We start from the raw sequence: 21,752 nt of genomic DNA on the forward strand, positions 1-21,752 counted from the left end.
TGATCTCCCTCGTCTTTGCGTTCGCGTCGCTTTAGCGGGACAACTAAGTCGTCGGGGCGGCCCAAGAATACATGTTGGTGTCACTATCCAACCATTGCAGGTCTTCGCACAGCAACTCAATGGGCTGATTCTGGCTTTCTCGCTCCTGTAGACGCGTGATCGCTTCGAACGTGCACTCGCGCCGAAGGCCGGCACCCATATCCGCCAGCGCCGAGCCGGGCTCGCCGATGCCCGGCAGATAGAGCCATCAGCAGTGGAAAAGCCTTCATCGCGGGCCAGAGCGTCGCATGCGGGGACTAGCTCGCATCCGAATGCAGCGCATTCGGCACACTGGCGGTTGCCGCTGTGCGCCGGAAGCGGTGGCGCAGCCATCGCCCCAGGTCATCCACATATGTGAACACCCCCGGGATAACGAGCAGGCTCAGCAGCGTGGAAGCGACCAGCCCCCCGATGACGACAACGGCCATCGGTTGGCGGAAGCTCGGCTCGGCGCCCAAGCCGAGGGCGTTGGGCAGCATGCCGGCCGCCATGGCAATGGTGGTCATCAGGATCGGACGCGCCCGCTTGTGACAGGCGTCCATCAACGCATCCAGCCGGCTCAACCCTTTCTCGAGCCGTGCCATGACCGCGTACTCGACCAGGAGGATCGAGTTCTTGGTCACGATGCCCATCAGCATCAGCAGGCCGAGCAGCGCCGGCATGGAGAAGCTCATGTTGGTCACCAGCAGCGAGAGCAGCGCGCCGCCGACCGACAACGGCAGCGCGCACAGGATTGTGGCCGGCTGCAGGAAATCATGGAACAGGAGCACGAGTACCGCGTACACGCAGAAGATGCCGATTGCCATGGCCAAACCGAAACTCTGAAACAACTCGCCCATGTTCTGCATTTCGCCTTGCTGGACCTGCCGGACGCTGGCGGGCAGGTGCTGAAGTGCCGGCAGCTGCTGCGCTTCACGATTGACCTCGCCAAGCGTGCGTCCGTTCAGTTCCACCGACAGCGTAACGTTACGATCCCGGTCCAGGTGGTCAATCTGTGAGGACCCGCTACCGATCGAGAGCGTGCCGATGGAGACAACGATCACGCTCCCATGGCTGCCGGCACACGCAACTGGCCGATGGCAGGAACTGGATACGACAATACAGCCTCATCCTCGGTAGTCAGATGCGGGGCTACACAGTGGCGGGCTTCGCCCGGCGGATCAACTCCGCCTTCAGTTCCGTGGACTCCTGCTCGAGAGCGCCCCATCGTCATTCTGGAAGGTCGCGGCACGGGGGATGGCGGAAAATGCCGGCTTTGCGGGTGCCCCCCATTTACTTTCATGTTTGTGAAACTATCCTGCAGCGTGGGCTGGTTGCCCCGCCCTTTGCCAGCTCCACAAGGGTGTGGGTTTGTGGTTCAGGCGATTAATTGCATTTTGATGTTGAGGTCCCTGGACGCCCGCGGTCAAGCGGCAAACACCGTCCCGGGCTTTAGTACGCCAACCGATTCCGGCCAGCCAGGCGAGCCCTTGCGCTACGACGGCGAATACAAGCGCAACGGCACCCCCAATCTGTTCGTCTTCCTCGATGCACACCGTAGCTGGCGCAAAGTGAAAGTCACAGAACGGAGAACGACTTCGCCCAGTGCATGCGCGATCTGGTCGATATCCACTACCCTCAGGCCCCGCGCATCCGGATCGTGCTGGACAATCTGTCGACCCACACGCCTGCTGCACTCTACCAAGCCCTGCCACCAGCGGAAGCACGCCGCATCCTTCAGCGGATCGAATTCCACTACACCCCAAGCACGCCAGTTGGCTCAACATGGTCGAGATCGAAATCGGCGTGCTGCGAAGTAAGTACCTGGATCGCCGCATCGACTGCCGGCACCGGCTGATCACGGAGGTCGCGGCTTGGGAGCAACTGCGAAACGCCAGCGGCGCTCGCATCAACCGGATGTTCTCCACCGAAAGGGCCCGGGATAAATTGGCCAAAGCCTACCCAGTACCGACCTCTGACAAACCGTCATGACCTCTGTGCGGAGGTACTAGGGGCTGCGGCACTTATTCCGCTATAGGCCAGCGGCCGGGCAACGGTCGCATCGCCGGGCCGCGTTCTGGCGAGGATCAGGGCAGCCAGCGCCGTCGGTGCGCCAGGGCACAGTTCACGAGCCGGTATCGACATGACCCATGTCTATGCAAGGCCGATAGGTCCGGCCACCCTGCCGATGTGCTGCCCCACCTATGTCATCGCCGGATGCGGATCACTGCAAAACCTGCGAGAGGCCGCGCCGCAATCGACGCTGTCAATCCAGCGCCGGCGGCGACTGGACATTCATGCTTATGGCCACCACCGGGGGCCGGCTCAGTTGAACCGGTGCGTCGTCGAAATGGGACATACGCGCCGAAACAAGGACGGCTTTGTCGTCCCGGGCCGATCAGCGACTTCTCAATCAATGGTCGCGATAGGCCGCCCTGCCGCCACGAACGCGCCCGCGGCAGAGCGCAGCGCAATGCGACCGGCGCGATGCGCGTGGACTTGCATCTCCATCTTCATGGCCTCCATCACGGCGATCAACTGCCCTTCCTCGACTTCGTCGCCCTCGGATACTTTCCAGGCATGCACCGTCCCTGCGACAGGGGCCGGCACGTCTCCGGCATCGGTTGCCGCAATCTCCGCCGTGACAGGACTAGTCGCCTGAGCATTGGAGAGCCCGCCCAGCAGTTGAGCCGGCAGGCCAAGCACTACGCGGCGACCGTCGATCTCGATGGCCGTGCGAAGCAAACTGCTGTCAGGCTGCGGCTCCGCGCGCACAGCGACGGCCAAGGGCTCGGCAAAGTCGGATTCGATCCAGCGGGTGTGCACGTTGAAGCCGTCCGCGCCTGCGAAGTCGGGATGGTCGACGACAGCGCGGTGGAAGGGCAGCACCGAGGCCACACCCTCGATGCGGAACTCGCGCAGCGCGCGGCGAGCACGGGCCAGGGCCTGTTTACGTGTGGCTCCGGTCACGATGAGCTTAGCCATCAGCGAATCGAACGTACCGGGCACCACGGAGCCCGACTGGACGCCCGTGTCCACGCGCACGCCCGGGCCCGAGGGTGCCTCGAAGCAATGCACCGGGCCCGGCGTCGGCAGGAAGCCGCGGCCCACGTCTTCCGCGTTGATTCGGAACTCGAAGGAATGGCCCAGCGGGGCCGGCGTGGCAGTGACGGAAAGCGGCAGGCCATCGGCCACGCGCAATTGCTCGACCACGAGGTCCACGCCAGTAGTTTGCTCGGTCACGGGATGCTCGACCTGTAGCCGCGTGTTGACTTCCAGGAAGGAGATCGCCCCGCCCGCGCTGAGCAGGAATTCCACCGTACCCGCGCTGGTGTATCCGGCGGCAGCGCAGATATCGCGCGCGGCCGTATGGATGCGCTGGCGTTGCGCGTCGGTCAGGAAGGGCGCGGGCGCTTCTTCCACCAGCTTCTGGTTGCGGCGCTGCAGCGAGCAGTCGCGCGTACCTAGCACCACCACGGCGCCATGGGTGTCGGCCAGCACCTGGGCCTCGATATGGCGGGGCTTGTCGAGGAACTGTTCGACGAAGCACTCGCCCCGGCCAAACGCCATGACGGCTTCGCGCACGGCCGACTGGTACAGCTCCTCGACCTCGTCCATGCGCCAGGCGATCTTCATACCCCGGCCGCCGCCGCCGAATGCGGCCTTGATGATAATGGGCAGGCCGTGCGCCTCGGCGAAGGCCAGAACCTCGCTGGCGTCCCTGACGGGATCTGACGTACCGGCCACCAGTGGGGCGCCCACCGCCAACGCGATCTTGCGGGCTTCCACCTTGTCGCCCAACTTGGCAATGGTCGCCGGAGACGGGCCGATCCAGCGCAGGCCGGCGTCGATCACGGCCCGGGCAAAGGCCTCGCTCTCAGAGAGGAAACCATAGCCGGGATGTACCGCATCGGCACCGCTCCTGCGGGCGATGTCCAGCAGCTTGGGGATGTTCAGGTAAGTATCGGCCGGGCGGTCTCCGTCCAGACCGTAGGCCTCGTCAGCCATGCGGGCATGCAGGGCATCGATGTCGGCATTGGCATAGATGGCAACGGACTGCACCCCGTAATCGGCGCAGGCGCGGATGATGCGGACGGCAATCTCGCCACGGTTGGCAATAAGGACTTTTTTCATCGGGAGCCTCAGATGGTTCCAGCCTCGCCCGAGGCGGCGGCGGGAGAGAGTTCTTCAAAAGCGCGGATCGGGTTGAAGCGCAACCAGGCACCAACCGGAATCTGGCCGGCGCGATCTAGGTGATAAGGCGCCACAGTGGCGATCACGGGGTAGCCACCAGTGAGCGGGTGGTCGGCCAGGAACAGCACGGGCTGGCCGTTGGCAGGCACCTGCAGGGCCCCCAGTGCCGTGCCTTCGCTAGGCAGTTCACCGCCAATGGCGCGCTCGAGCGCTACTTCACCAGCCAGGCGCAGGCCAACGCGATTGGACTGGGGCGTCACCTGCCAGCGCTGCGCAGCCAGGCGTGCCACGGCAGCCGACGTGAACCAGTCGGTGCGCGGGCCCATGATCACGTCCAGCACGACCTCCTGCTCCACGGTGGGCAAATCGGTCGCAGGCAGTGCGGGTGCGCTTACGACCGCACCGGCTGGGGCCGGACGCAAGCCCAGCACGTCCCCGACCGTCAGCGGCGAGGGCCCCACGTTGGCCAGGGTGTCGGTGGAGCAGCTTCCGAGTACGGGCACCACGTCAAAGCCGCCTCGCGCAGCCACGTAACAGCGAGCGCCTGTCACAGGCTGGCCGATCGTGAGGACGTCGCCATCGGCCAAGGCTACGGCCTCGTGCACTGGCGCACGCCATTGGCGTCCGCCTGTCGTGCGCACGGTGAGGGGCGCGTCGGCGCCGGTCACGGCAATCACGGTTTCGCCGAGGCTTTGCAGTTGCAAGCCAGCCCCGACGGTCTCGAGCGCCGCGCTGTCGCTGGGGTTGCCCACCAGGCGATTGGCCGCCTTGAGCGCAGCCTGGTCCATGGCACCAGAGGCAGAGACCCCGTGGCGTGCCTGGCCGTGGCGGCCCAGGTCCTGGAAAAGGGTAAGCAAGCCCGTGGCCCTGACCTGAAGCGCCGTCTGGCCCGGGCCCAGTGTGTCGCGCGTGCGGCTGCCAGCGAGCTCTGCCGCCGAGCTCTTCGGTGTACCAGTCTGAGCGCCCGTTTCCGTGACGGCATCCAGCGTGGCCATATCGAAAAAGCGCACGCGGTAGCCCGGTTGCAGCAGTGCGGGTTGATCGCGGCCCAAGTCCCACATCGCCACCGGCGTCACGCCGATGATCTGCCAACCGCCAGGGCTGGCCTGGGGATACACGCCGCTGAAGGTGCCGGCAAGTCCCACGGCGCCAGCCGGAATGCGCGTGCGTGGCGTACTGCGGCGCGGCACGTCCAAGCTGGGATGGCCGCCGCTCAGATAGGCAAAGCCCGGCGCGAAGCCGGTGAAGGCCACGGTGTATTCGCTGCCCGTGTGGCGGCGCACCACTTCCTCGGGCGTGATGCCCAGCAGTTCCGCGACCTCGGCCAGGTCCTCGCCGTCATAGCGCACGGGGATCTCGATCAAGGTGCTGCCGCGTTCGGCGCGCTGCGACAGGTCGCGCGCCGCGATCGCCTGCACCAACGCGGCCGCGTTGGTGGCCGATGCACGGAAGCGGACGAGGATGGTGCGCGCGGCAGGCACCGACTCCTCCACGCCGTGGAGAGGGTTGCGCTGTAGCGAGGCCAGCAGGGCCAGCGTCTGGTCCAGGTCGGCCAGCTCCACCAGCAGGGCATTCGAGGTGACGGGCAGGAATCGCAAGAGTAGCTCCGCAGGTGACCCGATGGTCTAAACGTGGTACGTGCTGTCCGGCACGTCGGTGATAAACATGTGTCCCGGTGCATGGGTGACGGCAAACGGCACGCCGGACGCCATCACGGCCGCCTGGGGCGTCACGCCGCAGGCCCAGAACACGGGGATCTCGCCCGGCTCAATACGCACCGCATCGCCGAAGTCGGGCTTGGCAAGGTCGGCAATGCCCAGAGCCGCAGGGTCGCCCACGTGGACGGGCGAGCCATGCACCGAAGGAAAGCGACCGCTGATGGAAACCGCATCAGCGACGAGGTGACCCGGGACCGGCCGCATCGACACCACCATCTGGCCGTGCAGGCGCCCCGCGGGACGGCATTGGCGATTGGTGCGATACATCGGTACGTTGGACCCATCGGCGATGTGGCGGACCTCGATGCCCGCTTCCTGCAGCGGCGTCTCAAAGGTGAAGCTGCAGCCGATCAGGAACGTCACCAGATCGGGATGCTCGCGCCACAGCGGCGTCGCGTCGACGACCTCCTCCGCCAGCCGACCGTCGCGCCACACCCGGTACAGCGGAATGTCAGTGCGGATGTCAGCGCCTTCAGCCAGCACGGTGTGATGCGCACCCGCTTCGATGACATCAAGCACCGGACAGGCCTTGGGATTGCGCTGGGCGTAGAGAAGGAAATCCCAGGCCCAGTCGCGTGGCAGCGCGATCATGTTGGCTTGCGTCATGCCAGGCGCCACGCCCGCCGTGGGCTCGATCTTGCCGGTGCGATAGGCGGTGCGAGCAGCCTGTGCCGCCGCGACGGCTGCAGCGCGGATCTCATCGAGCGCGTTCTTTGTCATGATGGTTTCCTTATTCCTTATGACGATGTCCGGCTCAGTGTTCCGCGACCTGGACGCCGCCGGCCGGCATGGCCGCACGATTGTCCGGCTGGGACTCGCTGCCCAGTTCGCGCCCCTGGGTTTCCGGCAACAGCAGACAGGCAATCACGACCAGCGAATAGGCGCCGGCGGCCAGATAGCCAATGGCCGTTCCCAACGGCATCGAACTGCTCATGTGGCCGATCATTGCGGGGAACACCGCCCCCACGGCACGCCCGAAGTTGTAGCAGAAGCCTTGACCGGAACCGCGGATGTGGCTGGGGAACAGCTCGGTCAGGTAGGCCCCCATGCCGGAGAAGATGCCCGACAGGAAGAACCCAAGGGGGAAGCCCAGCACCATCATGGCCGTGTCGGTGATGGGCAGTTGGGTATAGCAAGTCACGAGCACCGCGGCGCTCACCGCGAAAAGCATGAAGCAACGGCGGCGGCCAAGGCGGTCCGAAAGCCAGGCACTGGTCAGGTAGCCGGCGAAGGATCCCGCGATCAGCACCATCAGGTAGCCACTGGTGTTGAGCACGGAGAGGTGACGCTCCATCTTGAGGTAAGTCGGCAGCCAGGTCGTCACGGAATAGTAGGCACCTTGCATACCCGTTGCCAGCAAGCTCGCCATCACCGTGATACCGAGCACGCCCGGTTTGAAGATCAGCAAGAAGCTGTTGCTTTCCCCCGTGCGCGCAAGCTTAGCCTTGGTTTCGCGGAACACCTCGGGCTCACTAATGTTGCGGCGAATATAGAGGATGAACAACGCCGGCAGCGCACCCAGCCAGAACAGCACACGCCACGCGTATTGCTGGTCGACCAGTGCATAGACCGCCCAGAATGCGATGGCGGAAATGCCCCAGCCCACCGCCCAGCTGCTCTGCACCAATCCGACGGCCTTGCCCCGGTGGCGCGCGCGGATCATCTCGGCAATCAGGACCGAACCGACCGACCATTCACCGCCGAACCCAAGGCCCTGCAGCATGCGCGTGACGAACAGCTGGTCGGCAGACTGGGTGAATCCGCTGAGAAAGGTGAACAAGCTGAACCAGAGTACGGTCAGTTGCAGAATCCGCACCCGGCCGTACTTGTCGGCCAGGATGCCGGCCAGCCAGCCACCAACCGCGGAACTGATCAGCGCCCCGGTCGCAATGTAGCCGGCCTCGGCCTTGGTCATGCCCCAGACCACGATGAAGGTCGGAATCATGAACGTATAGATCATGTAGTCGAATGCATCGACACCGTAGCCGACGAATGCGGCAAAGAGCGTTCTGCGCTCCTCTCGGTTGGTTTCCTTGAGCCACATGGTTGCGTTCCCTTTCAAGAAGGACAGCGGATGGATGGAGGTCGTTGCCGCGCACATGGTCCTTCACAACGATGGCCGGCTCAGGCCTGCGGGTGGGCCCGCTCCCCAGCCATGTGATCCGATTTGGCAAGCCATGTGCAATGTTGGTGTAAAGATCACTTTAGCTCAACCAACATTAATGTATTGTTGAACAATATGATTGGAAAAGCAGTGGTGGTATACACCTAGCGAGACAACGTCGTTTTCTTGCCCCCTTATCGGAGCATTTCACTCATCAAGACGTGGCGTTTGCTTCATCAAAGTGCGCTACCATCCTGATGTTTCGAACACAGGCTCTGGCAAGACAGCCAGCACGAGCCACCCCAGCAGATGACATCCAGTGCGGACACAAGGAACCTGACCGAGCGCGTGGCTGAGTTGATTCGCCAGAAGATCGTGCACGGCGAGTTCTCCCCCGGACAGCGCTTGTCCGAGGCGGCACTAAGTGAAAGCCTGCAGATCTCCCGCAACACCCTGCGCGAGATCTTCCGCCTGCTCACCACGGAGGGGCTGCTCAAGCACGAGCCCAACCGTGGCGTCTCAGTTGCCATCCCCAGCATTGCAGCCATCATCGACATCTACCGGGTGCGCCGGCTTATCGAGTGCCAGGCGCTGCGCCAGGCTTATCCGCGCCACCCGGCCGGGAAGCATCTGCGCAACGCCGTGGAAGCAGCGGGGGAATGCCGCGGCCGCGGAGACTGGGTGGGAGTCGGGACAGCCAACATGGACTTCCATATGGCCATCGTGGAACTGGCCGACAGCGAACGGCTGAACGAGATGTTCTCGCGCGTGCTTGCCGAATTGCGCCTGGCCTTCGGCATGCTGCAGGATCCCGAATTCCTCCATGCCCCTTACGTAGATATGAACGGGCACATCCTTGAACTGTTCGATGCAGGAAAGCTGGACGAGGCCGCCGCGGCACTCGACAACTACCTGGCTCAGTCCGAGCGGATCGTACTCGCCGCGTGCGCACGCCACCCCGTATTCAATTCACGCTGATCACGCAGAGGTGTGGGAGAGAGCGTTAAAAACCTTCCTTGGTGTTCAAAGTGTCGCCCCGGCTACCAACGGACGGCTCGATGGCAGCCTCGGCCAGGCGCTCACTCTAGCGAATGTTGGCGTATTGCGACCCGCGGTCGCAGTGGTGGATGAGAGATCCATCATTGCCAGGCTGGCGAGCGTAAAGCGCCTGTTCAAGCGGATCCTCGTCTCCGCGCCGAGCCGGTGCAATGGGACGACAGGCTGTTTCCGCGCGATTCGTAGTAACTCGACCAAGCACGGAAATCACTCCGCGATAGCAATAATCTGATTCAGTTGCTCGCAAGCGGCTGCAAAGACCTCCAAGGGCGCCTGCTTCCAGGGGTGGGCCTTTGCGTTGCGGACTCGCCAGTCAAATGACTTGGGTTGATGGGCCAGAACGTAGCTCTCCTTTCCCTTCGGCCCCAGAAACTTGATCGCAAACGGGTTGGCCTCACTGTAGGCTGCCGTTGTCATTGGCAAGCCAATTACGATGCTCGTCCGTTCATTAAACGGCCGCGGCGAAAGAACTAGCATTGGGTGCATGTCCTTAATCTCGCGGCCGGCTTGCGGATTGCAGTCGATCAAGATGATGTCGCGTCGCTCAGGCGCCCACAGCTGATGGCGCAAAAAGCGGCAAATTCGACACGTTTGTCGATGGCGCCAAGGCCGGCAAGTTCGACACCTTTATGGACGGCGCCCGGTACTACATCGCATCGGACCGCTCCGCCGTCTAAACGCTGCGAGCCGTGGGCGGAGATCGATGCTCGCTCCGCCTCCTCAGGTAGTCGTTCCAATGGACGTCTGAAAGAAGTCCTTATCGCATTCCCTAGGAAATGCCCTGCTCAGGATGCGGGCTTCTGGCGGATACCAGCCCCACGCTTTTCGAAGCGTGGGGCTTTTTGTTTTTGGCGTCCCGACCAGGGTCACACGTGCGGATCAAGCCATCACCGCCATGAGTATGTCACCGTGATGACTGAGCAGCCTCTCACCGTCTTGGTGTTTCCCCGAGATTGTGCGGACCGTGCCTTGCCCCAATAATCGCGCCCTCTGCCTCCGTCGTGTAGGCGCAGTAGGCGCAGTAGGCGCTTGATTGCCCAGGATAAAAGGAAGTTCTGATGTTCCGCTTCGAGTATGGAACGAGCAATGTATATGTCCAGCTTGGATTCGCGGACGCAGACGAAATCCCGCTCAAAGCGGGAATTGTGAAAGACATCACCGACCGCATTCGGGCCGCCGGGCTGACGCTCTCGGATGCCGCCTCCATTGTAGGGACATCACAATCGGATCTGCTCCTGGCGCTTTGCGGGAAATTCCAATCTTTCCGCGCAGCAGAGTTGCACAGTTGGCTTGATCGCCTGAACTTCCCTTTGCTGTCAAAAAGCCGATAAGCCCCGGACGCTTCCTTTCCGCTCGTTCGCGCAATCCTCGTCCTCCGCCGACCCTTCACGGTGACACGTTAAGAACCTCTGGGTATCGGGGTGGGTGTACCTAGCCATTTGCCGGCGGCCGCTTCGTCGTGACGCATTGGGCACGAGATGAGTGCAGCGACTCAATCCCGACCTGTCATGGCGTGCTCACCGGCCCGCCGCGACTTGCGTGAGGTATGGCACACATATTGCGACAGGGTACACATAGGCCAATGGCGGCCTTTAGACAAACAGACAAGTCGCAATGACGCGCTCCGAATGGGGCCGCTGGGGCAATGGCGCTCCGAAGCAAGGTGACAGCGAACCCGGCTCGCGGTTTGCGGGCTTCTTGCTTCGGGGCGCTTTTTGATTGGCGGTCAACGCGGATGCGCATCTGTTTCGACTCCACCTCGAAGGCAATGGATGAATACCTTTTCCACTCAGTCACCTCAGGCCGAAGTGTCCGCCGAAACCATCGGTGCGTTGATCAACCTTTCCGGACGGAAGCGTATGTTATCGCAGCGGATCGTGCTCCAGATGCTTCTCGCCTCGCGCGGGGATCGAATTGCCCGCGAAAGCGCAGGCCAGTGCCTGTCGACGTTCGAATCCGCTCATTCGGATCTCGTGACGGGCAATGAGCGTTTGCCGGGCGCCTTCTCCGTAGCCTTGCAGCAAATGTATTTCGGCAATTCGCGTGCCGATGCACGCATCCGTGAATTCACCGCCCAGGCCCGGATGGTCATCGACGCGCCGCCGGCGGACACCCTCGGGCAAGCATCATCCCTCGATGCGGTCATTGCGCAAGCCACGCCAATACTGGAACTGCTGCAGACCGTCACCCAGGCCTACCAAGAGGAAATGCATCGTTGTGAGATGTCCGTGCGCAAGCGCCAGGCTGACCTCGTGGAGCACCTCAGCAGTATTTCGATGCAGGCGAATATCGTCGCAATGAATGCGCGCGTCTCCGCGGCGCGGGCGGGAGAATACGGCAGGGAGTTCTCCGTGATCACGCAGGTGCTGGCGGACATCATCAAGGAGATGGATCAACCGGTCCGCCACCTCGTCGGCGCAAGCAACGCAGCCAAGGCCTCACCTAGGCATTGACATGGAGACGACCTTGAAACGTTACCTCTGTTCCTTCTGCCGAATGCTCTGCTGCGTCCTAGCGCTGGCGTCGGCCGGGACTGCGTTCGCCGAAACGCTGACCATCCACTCGGCGATCAACAAGGCGGGCCGCCAGCGCATGCTTTCTCAGCGTATGGCAAAGGCGTATTGCCAGGTCGGGCTTGGCGTCGAGGTGGAACGATCAAAGAGGATTCTGGACGAGTCTGTGGCGCTCTTCGACAGGCAACTCGCCGATCTGAAGGCGTTTGCGCCCACGCCGGAAATCAAGGACACCTATGACAGGCTTGGGCAGACGTGGATCGTCTATAAGCAGTGGCTAACCGGCAGCGCGCCGAATCCCGAGAACGCTAAGAAGATCGCAATGTCCAGCGAGGACGTACTGAACCTTGCGCAGCAAGGAACCGTACAACTCGAAAGGCATTCCGGCACCGCAGCGAGCAAGCTGATCAACATTTCCGGCCGGCAGCGCATGCTTTCGCAGAGGCTCGCCAAGGCCAGCATGTTCCGCGCCTGGGGTGTCACCTCCCCGCAGATGGCACAGGAACTGGACAATGCCGCCAGGGAGTTCGCGGCCGCGCAGGAGCTGCTCACCGCAGCGCCGCAGAACACGCCGACCATTCGGAGTGAGCTGCAGCTTGCCGGCGCTCAGTGGCTCTTCTTTGAAGAGGCGCTTAAACAAATCGGAGGCAGTCGCGCAGAGCAGTTGAGAAACATCGCCACGACCAGTGAGCGGATTTTTCAGGTTATGGATGACGTCACCGGCTTGTACGAGGGAATGGCCAGATAACGTGATCCCATCCGTGCCAACTCGTGCACGACGGTAAGAAAGCGGTGTGAAAGTCAATCGCGAACGTGGCTTCCCCGGAACAGATGCGGAGCTTAGTCAGAATCGACCACATTTCATTGCCGCTATTAGACCCTGTCGCTTCCGTCACGCACGAAAGGGGGACGAATTACTTTCGCGGTGACCTTCTGGCTATAGATCTCAACACTCACATAAGAGCCGAACTTGACGTCTGGGGTAACCAGCGCAAGCGCGATGGCGATTTGAAGCGTCGGACTGTACGTTCCAATCACCTCCCCTTCCAGACTCATCACCGGGCTCTGTGTACGGGCGACCGCACCGCTTCCTTCGAAAGCGAGCCCGACCAACTGGGAAGCATGGGACCGACCACGCAGCGCTGCCTTTCCGACAAAGTCGCGCTCTAACCCCTGGTCAACAGGTCAGCCTAAGCCGACGTCAAACGGAGACGTGAGCGGGTCCATGTCCTGTCCATGCACCTGCATGCCTGCTTCGAGCCGAAGGGTCTCCCATGCGTTGAGGCCAGCGGCCGAGATGCCGACCGAACTCAACGTGTCCCATACTTTGACAGCATGCCTCGCCAACGTCGTTATCTCGAAACCGTCCTCGCCGGTTTTTCCTGTGCGCGCGAGCATCAATTCGCCGACGGCAGTGTCGTGCACGATAATCGAATTGAACGGCTTTACCTTGTCAGCGACTCGCGTCGACGGAATGGCTCGAAAGACCTTCTCTCGGACATTAAGACCCTGAACTGCGATCAGTGCCAGAGCCTCGACATCGCCAGCGACAAGATCCTGTCGGCGTGGGACCAACGTCACGGAGCATCCGCTCTCAATGATCTGCGAGCGGATCCAATGAATATCGCGGCTTGCAGCGTGCGCGCTCAAGACAACGCGGTAATACTCATCGTCCAGGTAATAGACGACAAGATCGTCGATCACCCCGCCCTTCCCCGTTAAGCATGCAGGAATAGAGCGCGATCCCACATGGCCGTCCGGTGGCATCTAGAGTGGTCATCACGGTGACCCCTGTGGGAAGGCGCCCAGTGCCTTGTGCAGTGCAAGGCCATCAATATGTTCCATCTCGCTTCCTTTCAGGCTGCACTGAGGGTTTTGCCGCGCATCCGTGTCACATGGTCCGCCATATCGAAACCGCTCACGCAAGCGGTGCTCGCCTGCGCACGGCCTGCGAGGTGGCTGGCATCACCGTGCGCACGCTGCAACGCTGGAAGGCCCACGATGGCCTGGTGGTCGGCGACCGCCGGCCCGGGGCCGAGCGGCCCACGCCCGCGCATGCTCTGAGCCTCGAGGAGCGCGAACGCATTCTGGCCGTTGCCAACGAGCCGCGCTTCGCCGACATCGGGTAGGCCAGCTCGGGGTTAGTTCGTGAGGGAAGAAGCCGCGCGATGGGGCGCAACGGTTTCCCTGTAGTCTTCCATATCGCCGTTCTCATCGAGAGGCCTCGGCAGAGATATGCAAGCTGCAACCCGTGGAATGCGAACGTGAATTGTATCTAGTGCTATATCGAACGCGCGTTTTCGCCGATTCCAGCAGCCGCATTCCAAAACATCCCATCACCGTGGCGGCGCCGGAAGGCTTCGCGAGGGCCCCGCTGACCAATGCCGACAACGCGGCCAGCACTCAATCATCGATGTACGCGCGCAAATAGCGATTCCCCAGGCTGGTCAAGACCTCGTAGCCGATGGTTCCGGCGCGCGAGGCAATCTTGTCTACGTGCATAGCATCGTCGGCTAGAGTGATAAGCGTCCCCTCTGCGATCTCGTGGGCCGGAACATCTGTCACGTCGACGGTCACCGTGTCCATGGAAACGTTTCCGACCAGTGGCAGGCGGTAGCCCCTGAAGCTTGCCACCGCCTTGTTGCTGAGGCTCCGGAAGAACCCGTCGGCATAGCCCACGGCAACCGTCGCGATCCGTGAGCGGCGAGGCGCAGTCCAGGTATGGGAATAGCCAACCGCATTTCCGGCCGCTATCCACCGGGTCTGTATCACCCTGCCTTCCAGTTTGATGACTGGGCGCAGGGGATTGGGCATCCCGGCGATGGGCGCAACTCCGTAGAGGGCGGCGCCAGGGCGCACCAGATCGAAGTGGTAATCCCGCCCCAAGAAAATGCCTGAGGAATTGGCGAGGCTCGCCCGCGTTTTGGGAAGTCGGGCAAGCGCCGCGCGGAAACGCGCCAATTGCAAGTCATTGATCGGCTCGGCCTGGTTCTCCGCGCTGACCAGATGGCTCATGATTAGTCTGAGATCGATCCCGCTCAGCATGCCAGGGTCCTCAGCCAGCGATTCCAGTTCCTCGCCGCTCAGGCCCAAGCGCGCCATGCCCGTGTCGACCTGGAGGACCGCTGGCAGGTGCTCGCCCCGCTCACGGGCGAGCTTCCCCCAGGTCTGGACTTGCGCGAGGCTGTTCAGCACCGGAACCAGACCATGTGTCACGAAATCCCGCTCTGAGTCCGGATGGGCGCCGTGCAGGACATAGAGAGCCGCATCGGCCGGCAGGGCCGGACGCAGCGAGATGGCCTCGTTCAGATGAGCAACGAAGAAGTGGCGGCAGCCGGACCGGTAAAGCGCTGGGCCGACTCTGGCCGCGCCAAGGCCGTAGGCGTCTGCCTTGACAACCGCGGCGCATTCGACCGCGCCGACCTTGGCCTTCAGGGTCCGCCAGTTGTCGCGAATGGCACCGAGGTCGATTGTTAGCACGGCACTGGCGGAAGTCTTTTCGAAATTGGACATTGGATGCTTTTCCGTCGAGTTCGATAGGAAGCGCGGGACGGCTATCGGGGCGCGCGCTGACGCGCCCCGGCGCTCACGCGCTCATGCGGCTCAGCGCGTGGCGCTGGTAGTGGCCACGCCGACGGAGGGGTTGTTACTTACGGCAAGCCGATAACCGATACCCAGTAGCGCGAACCAGATCGGCGCGACATACAGGGCCACGCGGGTTTCCGGGTCGAGAGCGAGCAAGCCCGATACGACCACCATGAACGCAACCACCAGCCAGTTGGCCAATGGCGCGCACGGCATCTTGAAACTCACTGCCTTGGCGCGGCCTGCGGCCACGGCTTTGCGATAGCCGAGGTGGGCGATCATGATGATCGACCAGGTCCACAGGGCACTCACCAGGGAGATGCTGGTGATCCAGACGAAAGCCTCGTCCGGGACCACGTAGTTCAGCACCACGCCAGCGCCCATCAGGATCGCAGAAAAGGTGACGGCAGTGGACGGTACGTGATTGGCATTAGTCCGGGCAAAGGCCTGTGGCGCCTGACCAAACTGGGCCAGGGTGTACAGCATGCGTCCGGTGCTGAAGATGCCACTGTTGCACGAGGATGCAGCGGCGGTAATGACGACGAAATTGATTGCGCTCGCGGCACCTGGAATGCCCATCTTTTCGAACAGGAAGACGAAGGGGCTGACGCCGGGCTTCAATTCGGTCCAGGGAACCAGGGACATCATCACCACCAGGGCGCCGATGTAGAAAATCAGGATGCGCCACACCACGCTGTTGGTGGCCTTTGGCAGAACTCGCTCCGGATTCTGTGCCTCGCCCGCCGTGACGCCGATTAGTTCCACGCCCTGGAACGCGAACATCACCATCTGCAGCGTGAGCGCGACACCGAGCACGCCGAAGGGCAAGAAGCCCTTGTGGGACCATAGGTTCGAAACGCTGGCGGTCGCGCCCAACGGCGTGACGCCGAAGAGCAGGATCGCCGCGCCGATCACGATCATGGCAACGAGCATCACGACCTTGATGAGCGCAAACCAGAACTCCAGTTCCCCAAAGACCGCTACCGAGATGCGGTTGACGAAATAGAGGACCACAAGGGTTGAGAGCGCCGGAATCCACTGGGGAATCTCGGGAAACCAGTAATGAACATAGACGGCGACCGCGGTAATTTCGGCCATCCCGATGGTGACCCACATGAACCAGTAGGACCACCCCGTGGCGAAGCCAGCAAACGGCCCGATGAACTCCTCTGCATACGTGGCGAATGAGCCCGCCACCGGCCGGTAGGTCAGCAGTTCGCCGAGGGCGCGCATGATGAAGAAGATGATGATGCCGCCGATGGCATAGCTCAGTAGCAGGCTCGGCCCGGCGATGCTGATTGCCCGTCCTGCGCCCAGGAACAGCCCGACGCCGATGGCCCCGCCCAGGGCAATCATCTGGATATGACGGTTCTTCAATCCACGACGGAGGTCCTGCGCCTCATGGCGGCCCTCCTCCGCAAGCATATTGTCGATTGTGGACATGCCTCTTGTCTCCTCACGGCTTACGCATACGCGTTCACCTGTCTCTAATGAATGCTTCATGACCGCTCCCGGCACATGGCGACGGGGCGGGGAAGACGTCACGCCTGGCTGCGGGCGATCGCGTTGATTTCGATGCCCGCCCCGGTGGGCAGAGCGGCGACCTGGATTGTGGTTCGGGCTGGCCGATGCGGGCCGAAGCGCCGCGCGAAGATTTCGTTCATGTCCGCGAATTCTTCGAGGTCGGTCATGAACACGGTCACCGCAACAACGCCCTCCAGGGAACTGCCAGCTTCCGTCAGGATGGCCTCCAGGTTGTTGAACACCTGCTCGGTTTGCTCCCTGATGCTGCCGCGCACGCTAGCGCCTGTCGCCGTCAGTGGAATCTGCCCGGACGTGAAGATCCAGCCGTCGCTGGCGACGGCCTGGGAATAGGGGCCGATCGCTCGCGGCGCTTCGCTGGTTGAAATGACTTGCATGCCTATTGACTCCTTAATGGTGATGGGAGGGTCGAAGAATGTGGGGTGATCATGCGTAGCGCGCCACGCTCAGATCGTTGACGGCGATCTCGGGAGTCCTGCCGCTGACGAGGTCAGCAATCACCCGGCCAGTGCCCGCCGCCATGGTCCAGCCGAGGGTGCCGTGACCGGTACTGAGATAGAGGTTCGAACAGGATGTCTTGCCGATGATCGGCGTGCCGTCGGGGGTCATTGGGCGCAGGCCCGTCCAGAATTCCGCTTTCGTGATGTCCCCACCGTTAGGAAAGAGATCGGTCACGACGAACTCGAGCGTCTGGCGACGCGGAGTGGCCAGACTGAGGTCGAAGCCTGAGAGCTGGGCGGTGCCACCCACGCGTATGCGATCGCCCAGACGCGTGACGGCGACCTTGTGGGTCTCGTCCATGATCGTGGATTCGGGCGCCATGGCGGCGTCCGCGATCGGTACGGTAATCGAGTAACCCTTGACCGGATAGACGGGTATGTCGATTCCGATGGGTTTTAACAAGTCGCGGGAATAACTGCCGAGGGCAAGGATGTATTTCTCTGCGCTCAACACCCCTTGGCTGGTGCGCACCCCGCTAACCCGCTTGCCATTGGACTCGATACCATCGATGGTGGTGTTGAAACGAAAGTCGACGCCCAACCCGACGGCCATTTCTGCGAGGCGCTGAGTGAACTTGAAGCAGTCGCCAGTCTCGTCGCCGGGCAGCCGCAGCGCGCCAACGAACTTTTCCTTCACGCAGGCCAGTGCGGGCTCATATTCGACGTAGCCCTCCCGGTCGAGAACCTGGAAGGGAATCCCGTAGCCTCTGAGAATCTCCACGTCCTTGCCGATCGCGTCCAGCTGCTTCTGGGTGCGGAACAACTGCAGCGTTCCCTGCGCCCGTTCGTCGTAGGCGATGCCGGTTTCCTGGCGCAAGCGGCGCAGGCAGTCGCGGCTGTACTCGGCCAGGCGAACCATGCGGCCCTTGTTGAGCCGATAGCGGCTCTCGGTGCAGTTGCGTAGCATCGAGAAGCACCACTGCCACATGGCCGGATCAAGCATGGGCTTGATGACCAAAGGGCTGTGCTGCATGAGCAGCCATTTGATCGCCTTTACAGGCACCCCTGGCGCGGCCCAGGGCGCGGAATAGCCAGGTGAAACCTCCCCCGCATTGGCGTAGCTCGTTTCAAGGGCCGGCCCGGCCTGGCGATCAACCACCGTGACGTGATGGCCATCCCGGGCAAGGAAATAGGCCATCGTGGTTCCGATAACACCGCTGCCCATGATTAAGACGTGCATGGCACTGCTCCCTGGATTGATTTAAATTTGCAAGCCACCAAGCAATGCGCGTGCCAATATTAGAATTTCCTTTAAAATCAATGGTATAGGGCATATATTTGATGTTTTTGCTTGGAGCGTGTATGGATTTCAATACGAACGATGAGCGTGAGCCGCCAGGCTGACGGAATAAACCCTTTAAAAACAGTAGCTTTGTGGGGGTTGTATCCAATACAGTACGCTGTACGTGAATTGACACACCCTAACCATGCGTATTGACGTCCTGTTTGCCGACCGGGTTGGCATCGCCCAGGAAATCCTTGCCAAGCTCGCCGAGCGTTCTCTCAATGTCACGGCGGTGGAGGTGGACCCACCCCACATCTTCATCGAGGCTCCGACGCTTGATGAGGCGAGTTTCAAGCGGCTTCGGGACACTCTGCTGGCGGTATCAGACGTCCGGTCGGTCGGCGCAGTGGCCATGCTTCCGGGGGCTCGACGCCGGCTCTATCTGGAGGCGCTCCTCGCCTCCCAGGCCGACCCCGTCTTCGCAGTCGATGCCGAGGGGCGCGTGGTCGTGGCCAATGGGGCTGCGATCAATGCGAGCGGGATGAGCGAGAGCGAATTGCTCAAGACGACCATGCAGGATCTGATAGGGGACTCTCAGCTTCTCGCCGCTCTGGTCAGCGGCGGCTATCACCTGCCGGCTCGGGAAGTGGAGATCGGTAGGGTTCCATACCTGCTGGAGACCATGCCCCTGTATGAGGCCGACGGTCGCGTCGCCGGTGCCGTGCTAACCCTCCATGCTGCGAGCCGGATCGGCGAGCGCATGAGCGCCCTTGTCAACTATGAGGCTCGGGGTTTCGAAAACATCGTCGGCAGCTCCCCGGAAATCGAGCAGCTCAAGCAGCGAGCCACGCGCATGGCCATAGTGGATGCCCCGCTGCTAATCACCGGCGAAACTGGCACCGGGAAGGAACTCCTTGCCCACGCCTGCCACGCTGGGAGCAATCGCAAGATGCAGCCCTTTTTCGCCCTCAACTGCGCCGCCTTACCTGAGAATCTCGCTGAAAGCGAACTGTTTGGCTATGCCGCCGGAGCTTTCACTGGCGCCTTGAAGGGGGGCAAGCCCGGGCTGCTGGAACTCGCCAACAATGGAACGGTATTCCTCGATGAAGTCGGGGAAATGTCACCCTATTTGCAAGCCAAGCTTCTGCGCTTTCTCAACGACGGCAGCTTCCGCCGTGTGGGTGGCGACCGCGAAGTGAAGGCCGACGTGCGCATCATCAGCGCCACACACCGCGCGCTGGATGCCATGGTGACCGGTGGCCACTTTCGCCAGGACCTGATGTTTCGCCTGAATGTCCTGACGCTACATGTGCCAGCGCTGCGCGAACGCCCAGGGGACATCCTGCCTTTGGCTAATTTGTTTCTTGCCCGCGCAGCAGCCCAAACTAACCGGCCAACTTTACGCCTCTCCCAGACGGCGTGCGCCGCCCTGCTGGCAAATCCCTGGGTCGGAAACGTGCGAGAGCTGCAGAACGTGATCTTCCGGGCTGTGACCATGGCCGACCGGACCATTATCAACGCCGAAGATCTGGAGCTTGCTCGCGCCGCCCGACCGGACGCAAAAAATCCTGTTGGGGAGGTCTCGACCTTGGAAGCGGCTCTGGCCGATTACGAAAAGAAGTTGCTAGAGCGCCTATATCGGGACTTCCCCTCCAGCCGCCGCCTAGCCAAGCGGCTGGGTGCCTCTCATTCAGCCATCGCCACTCGCTTGCGGCGCTACGGCATCGGCTAGCTCGGCCTGCGCCGGGCATCAATGGCAAGGCGTGATGCTCCGGCTCGGCACGCATAGTGCTTCGGCAGCATTCGGCCCTATACGACCAGTTCCGGCCCTGGCGTCGGCCTGCGCTCCAACAATGCTGCCAGTTTGCGCAATGCCTGCGATAACTGCGCTCGGTCCTGGGCGCCGCCCAGCGAAATGCGAATTGCATTCGGCGGATTAGCGCCTTCCCAGAATGCATCGGAAGGCGTTACCCTCAGGTCCTCCGCCAGGGCCGCCTGTGTTAGCTGATGCGTTGACCAGTAATCTGGCAGACGATGCCATGCGTGGATCGCACTTGGAGGGAGTTGCCCCATGCCGCTCAGCCACCGGTTGGCCAGTTCGCATCGTGCGAAAGCCTCGGTGCGGATGCCATCGAGCAATTGCGCCGCGGAGCCATCATGGATCCATTGCGTGGCCAGCGCCGCCGTCATTGGCGCTGCCATCAAGGTGAAGGCGCGCATTGCAGCAATCAGGTCGTCGCCCCCCCTGCCTTCTGGCAACAGGACATAGGCCGTGCGCAATCCCGGGCTCAGCGTCTTGGATAGCGTGGATATGTAGTAAGTGCGTGTCGGCGCGAAATGCGCCAATGGCGGCGGTGCGTCCGGTGTCAGCAACCAGTAGGGATCGTCCTCGAGCAAGGTGATGTCGCATTGATTGGCGACGCGGCCAATTTCAGCCCTGCGCGCGGCCGGCATGGTACGCGTGGTCGGGTTTTGCGCCGTCGGATTCAGGTAAGCCAGGGTCACCCCCTCGGCGCCGGCAGCTTCGAGCGAGCCGGGCAGCATCCCGTCGTCATCGCACCTCGCGACGACGACGCGTCGCCCCAGCCGGGCGGCTGCGGCGCGTATTCCGGGGTAGGCCAGGGGCTCCGTAACAATCGCATCGCCGGGCCGCGTTCTGGCGAGGATCAGGGCAGCCAGCGCCGTCTGCGCACCCGGGCAGACGACGAGCCGCGCGGTATCGATGTGCCCCCCAAATGTCTGTGCCAGCCAGATAGCGCCGGCCGCCCTGTCCGCTGTGCTGCCTCCACCCAACTGGTAGGTCATCAGCAGATGCGGATCACTGCGTAGCAAGACCTGCGACAGGCCGCGCCGCAGCAGATCCTGGTAATCCAGTCCCGGCGGCGGCGGCACATTCATGCTCATGTCCACCACCCGGGCCAGCTCAGCACGCGGAGCGGCAATGAAGGTCCCGAGCGCACCCTTGGCTTCGATCAACTGCCGCCGCCTGGCCTCCGTATAGGCCCGGGTCACAGTTGTGAGATCCACTCCAAGCGCGCTGGCGAGATGGCGTTGCGGCGGCACGCGATCCCCGGCGACAAGGCGCCCCTCACCGATCGCCCGTTCGATGAAGTCCACGATCTGCAAATACCGTGCACCGCCCCCGCGAATGATCTTTAAGTCCCAGTTCAAATCAACGCTGCCAGCCTGCATGGATTCCACGGCGAAAAATTCATCGATGTATGGGTTTTGTATTCCATTAGCATGCCAGACATCATCACGGGAATCCATACAATATAGCCCGATCCTGTCGTATTA

At 62.3% G+C, this 21,752-nt stretch carries 17 protein-coding genes and 3 pseudogenes; 7 read left to right on the forward strand and 13 right to left on the reverse strand.

What is annotated here, in order from left to right:
* Positions 1-296: 296 nt before the first annotated feature.
* Positions 297-1,123, reverse strand: a pseudogene (locus ACIGJC_RS29420) (efflux RND transporter permease subunit); the annotation flags it as partial.
* Between the two features lie 350 nt (positions 1,124-1,473).
* Between ACIGJC_RS29420 and ACIGJC_RS29425 the strand changes: the two are divergent.
* Positions 1,474-2,010: pseudogene (locus tag ACIGJC_RS29425) on the forward strand (IS630 family transposase); the annotation flags it as partial.
* Between the two features lie 417 nt (positions 2,011-2,427).
* On the opposite strand, the gene ACIGJC_RS29430 reads toward ACIGJC_RS29425, so the two are convergent.
* Genes ACIGJC_RS29430 through ACIGJC_RS29445 form a run of 4 tightly spaced genes read right to left on the reverse strand, consistent with a single transcriptional unit; the run spans position 2,428 to position 7,974 of the window.
* Entirely contained in the window at positions 2,428-4,152 is a 1,725-nt protein-coding gene (locus ACIGJC_RS29430; protein WP_483715070.1) for an acetyl/propionyl/methylcrotonyl-CoA carboxylase subunit alpha, read from the reverse strand.
* A gap of 8 nt (positions 4,153-4,160) precedes the next feature.
* Entirely contained in the window at positions 4,161-5,810 is a 1,650-nt protein-coding gene (gene pxpB, locus ACIGJC_RS29435) for a 5-oxoprolinase subunit PxpB (RefSeq protein WP_483715071.1), read from the reverse strand.
* 27 nt (positions 5,811-5,837) lie between these two features.
* A complete protein-coding gene (locus ACIGJC_RS29440; RefSeq protein ID WP_483715072.1) occupies positions 5,838-6,650 on the reverse strand; it encodes a putative hydro-lyase in 813 nt (270 codons plus the stop codon).
* Between the two features lie 34 nt (positions 6,651-6,684).
* Positions 6,685-7,974 (reverse strand): MFS transporter, encoded by a 1,290-nt coding sequence (locus tag ACIGJC_RS29445; protein WP_483715073.1) that lies wholly within the window; start codon positions 7,972-7,974, stop codon positions 6,685-6,687.
* A 369-nt stretch (positions 7,975-8,343) separates the two neighbouring features.
* Between ACIGJC_RS29445 and ACIGJC_RS29450 the strand changes: the two genes are divergently transcribed.
* On the forward strand, positions 8,344-9,012 hold the full coding sequence (locus ACIGJC_RS29450; protein WP_483715074.1) for a GntR family transcriptional regulator: 669 nt from the start codon (positions 8,344-8,346) through the stop codon (positions 9,010-9,012).
* 285 nt (positions 9,013-9,297) lie between these two features.
* Here ACIGJC_RS29450 and ACIGJC_RS29455 read toward each other — a convergent pair whose 3' ends face one another.
* A complete protein-coding gene (locus ACIGJC_RS29455) occupies positions 9,298-9,660 on the reverse strand; it encodes a type II toxin-antitoxin system PemK/MazF family toxin (RefSeq protein ID WP_483715075.1) in 363 nt (120 codons plus the stop codon).
* A 488-nt stretch (positions 9,661-10,148) separates the two neighbouring features.
* Here ACIGJC_RS29455 and ACIGJC_RS29460 point away from each other — a divergent pair, with 488 nt between their 5' ends.
* The 3 genes from ACIGJC_RS29460 to ACIGJC_RS29470 all read left to right on the forward strand — a co-directional run bounded on the left by ACIGJC_RS29460 (position 10,149) and on the right by ACIGJC_RS29470 (position 12,351).
* Positions 10,149-10,421 (forward strand): XRE family transcriptional regulator, encoded by a 273-nt coding sequence (locus ACIGJC_RS29460; protein ID WP_483715076.1) that lies wholly within the window; start codon positions 10,149-10,151, stop codon positions 10,419-10,421.
* 441 nt (positions 10,422-10,862) lie between these two features.
* Entirely contained in the window at positions 10,863-11,543 is a 681-nt protein-coding gene (locus ACIGJC_RS29465) for a methyl-accepting chemotaxis protein (protein WP_483715077.1), read from the forward strand.
* Between the two features lie 13 nt (positions 11,544-11,556).
* Positions 11,557-12,351, forward strand: coding sequence for a type IV pili methyl-accepting chemotaxis transducer N-terminal domain-containing protein (locus ACIGJC_RS29470; RefSeq protein WP_483715078.1), 795 nt, complete (start codon positions 11,557-11,559; stop codon positions 12,349-12,351).
* 125 nt (positions 12,352-12,476) lie between these two features.
* On the opposite strand, the gene ACIGJC_RS29475 is transcribed toward ACIGJC_RS29470, so the two are convergent.
* Both ACIGJC_RS29475 and ACIGJC_RS29480 read right to left on the reverse strand, forming a co-directional pair.
* Complete coding sequence (locus tag ACIGJC_RS29475) at positions 12,477-12,659, reverse strand: glycine cleavage T C-terminal barrel domain-containing protein (protein ID WP_483715079.1); 183 nt, start codon at positions 12,657-12,659, stop codon at positions 12,477-12,479.
* 129 nt (positions 12,660-12,788) lie between these two features.
* Positions 12,789-13,307 (reverse strand): aminomethyltransferase family protein, encoded by a 519-nt coding sequence (locus ACIGJC_RS29480; RefSeq protein WP_483715080.1) that lies wholly within the window; start codon positions 13,305-13,307, stop codon positions 12,789-12,791.
* Positions 13,308-13,498: 191 nt separating this feature from the next.
* Here ACIGJC_RS29480 and ACIGJC_RS29485 point away from each other — a divergent pair.
* Positions 13,499-13,723: pseudogene (locus ACIGJC_RS29485) on the forward strand (IS3-like element ISAzo10 family transposase); the annotation flags it as partial.
* 283 nt (positions 13,724-14,006) lie between these two features.
* Here ACIGJC_RS29485 and alr read toward each other — a convergent pair.
* The 4 genes from alr to ACIGJC_RS29505 all read right to left on the reverse strand — a co-directional run bounded on the left by alr (position 14,007) and on the right by ACIGJC_RS29505 (position 18,410).
* Positions 14,007-15,116 (reverse strand): alanine racemase, encoded by a 1,110-nt coding sequence (gene alr, locus ACIGJC_RS29490; protein WP_483715081.1) that lies wholly within the window; start codon positions 15,114-15,116, stop codon positions 14,007-14,009.
* A gap of 90 nt (positions 15,117-15,206) precedes the next feature.
* Positions 15,207-16,631 carry an amino acid permease gene (locus ACIGJC_RS29495; RefSeq protein ID WP_483715082.1) on the reverse strand — a complete coding sequence of 475 codons (1,425 nt, stop codon included), beginning with the start codon at positions 16,629-16,631 and terminating at the stop codon, positions 15,207-15,209.
* A 98-nt stretch (positions 16,632-16,729) separates the two neighbouring features.
* A complete protein-coding gene (locus ACIGJC_RS29500; protein WP_483715084.1) occupies positions 16,730-17,107 on the reverse strand; it encodes a Rid family detoxifying hydrolase in 378 nt (125 codons plus the stop codon).
* A 49-nt stretch (positions 17,108-17,156) separates the two neighbouring features.
* The gene (locus ACIGJC_RS29505) at positions 17,157-18,410 is read right to left on the reverse strand and encodes a D-amino acid dehydrogenase (protein WP_483715085.1); all 1,254 of its coding nucleotides are present in this window, start codon (positions 18,408-18,410) and stop codon (positions 17,157-17,159) included.
* A 247-nt stretch (positions 18,411-18,657) separates the two neighbouring features.
* Between ACIGJC_RS29505 and ACIGJC_RS29510 the strand changes: the two genes are divergently transcribed.
* A complete protein-coding gene (locus ACIGJC_RS29510) occupies positions 18,658-20,187 on the forward strand; it encodes a sigma 54-interacting transcriptional regulator (protein ID WP_483715086.1) in 1,530 nt (509 codons plus the stop codon).
* A gap of 77 nt (positions 20,188-20,264) precedes the next feature.
* Here the strand turns inward: ACIGJC_RS29510 and ACIGJC_RS29515 are convergent, their stop codons facing one another.
* The gene (locus tag ACIGJC_RS29515; protein ID WP_483715194.1) at positions 20,265-21,647 is read right to left on the reverse strand and encodes an aminotransferase-like domain-containing protein; all 1,383 of its coding nucleotides are present in this window, start codon (positions 21,645-21,647) and stop codon (positions 20,265-20,267) included.
* Positions 21,648-21,752 lie beyond the last annotated feature (105 nt).

The organism is Cupriavidus sp. C3SS-1 (assembly GCF_057073755.1).

Bases quoted from the DNA above. Each gene is read 5' to 3' on its own strand.
- ACIGJC_RS29460 (WP_483715076.1), top strand. From the start codon at position 10,149: ATGTTCCGCTTCGAGTATGGAACGAGCAATGTATATGTCCAGCTTGGA.
- ACIGJC_RS29515 (WP_483715194.1), bottom strand. From the start codon at position 21,647: ATGCAGGCTGGCAGCGTTGATTTGAACTGGGACTTAAAGATCATTCGC.
- ACIGJC_RS29500 (WP_483715084.1), bottom strand. From the start codon at position 17,107: ATGCAAGTCATTTCAACCAGCGAAGCGCCGCGAGCGATCGGCCCCTAT.
- ACIGJC_RS29440 (WP_483715072.1), bottom strand. From the start codon at position 6,650: ATGACAAAGAACGCGCTCGATGAGATCCGCGCTGCAGCCGTCGCGGCG.
- ACIGJC_RS29445 (WP_483715073.1), bottom strand. From the start codon at position 7,974: ATGTGGCTCAAGGAAACCAACCGAGAGGAGCGCAGAACGCTCTTTGCC.
- ACIGJC_RS29475 (WP_483715079.1), bottom strand. From the start codon at position 12,659: ATGAGTCTGGAAGGGGAGGTGATTGGAACGTACAGTCCGACGCTTCAA.
- ACIGJC_RS29510 (WP_483715086.1), top strand. From the start codon at position 18,658: ATGCGTATTGACGTCCTGTTTGCCGACCGGGTTGGCATCGCCCAGGAA.
- ACIGJC_RS29450 (WP_483715074.1), top strand. From the start codon at position 8,344: ATGACATCCAGTGCGGACACAAGGAACCTGACCGAGCGCGTGGCTGAG.
- ACIGJC_RS29430 (WP_483715070.1), bottom strand. From the start codon at position 4,152: ATGAAAAAAGTCCTTATTGCCAACCGTGGCGAGATTGCCGTCCGCATC.
- ACIGJC_RS29465 (WP_483715077.1), top strand. From the start codon at position 10,863: ATGAATACCTTTTCCACTCAGTCACCTCAGGCCGAAGTGTCCGCCGAA.
- ACIGJC_RS29495 (WP_483715082.1), bottom strand. From the start codon at position 16,631: ATGTCCACAATCGACAATATGCTTGCGGAGGAGGGCCGCCATGAGGCG.
- alr (WP_483715081.1), bottom strand. From the start codon at position 15,116: ATGTCCAATTTCGAAAAGACTTCCGCCAGTGCCGTGCTAACAATCGAC.
- ACIGJC_RS29505 (WP_483715085.1), bottom strand. From the start codon at position 18,410: ATGCACGTCTTAATCATGGGCAGCGGTGTTATCGGAACCACGATGGCC.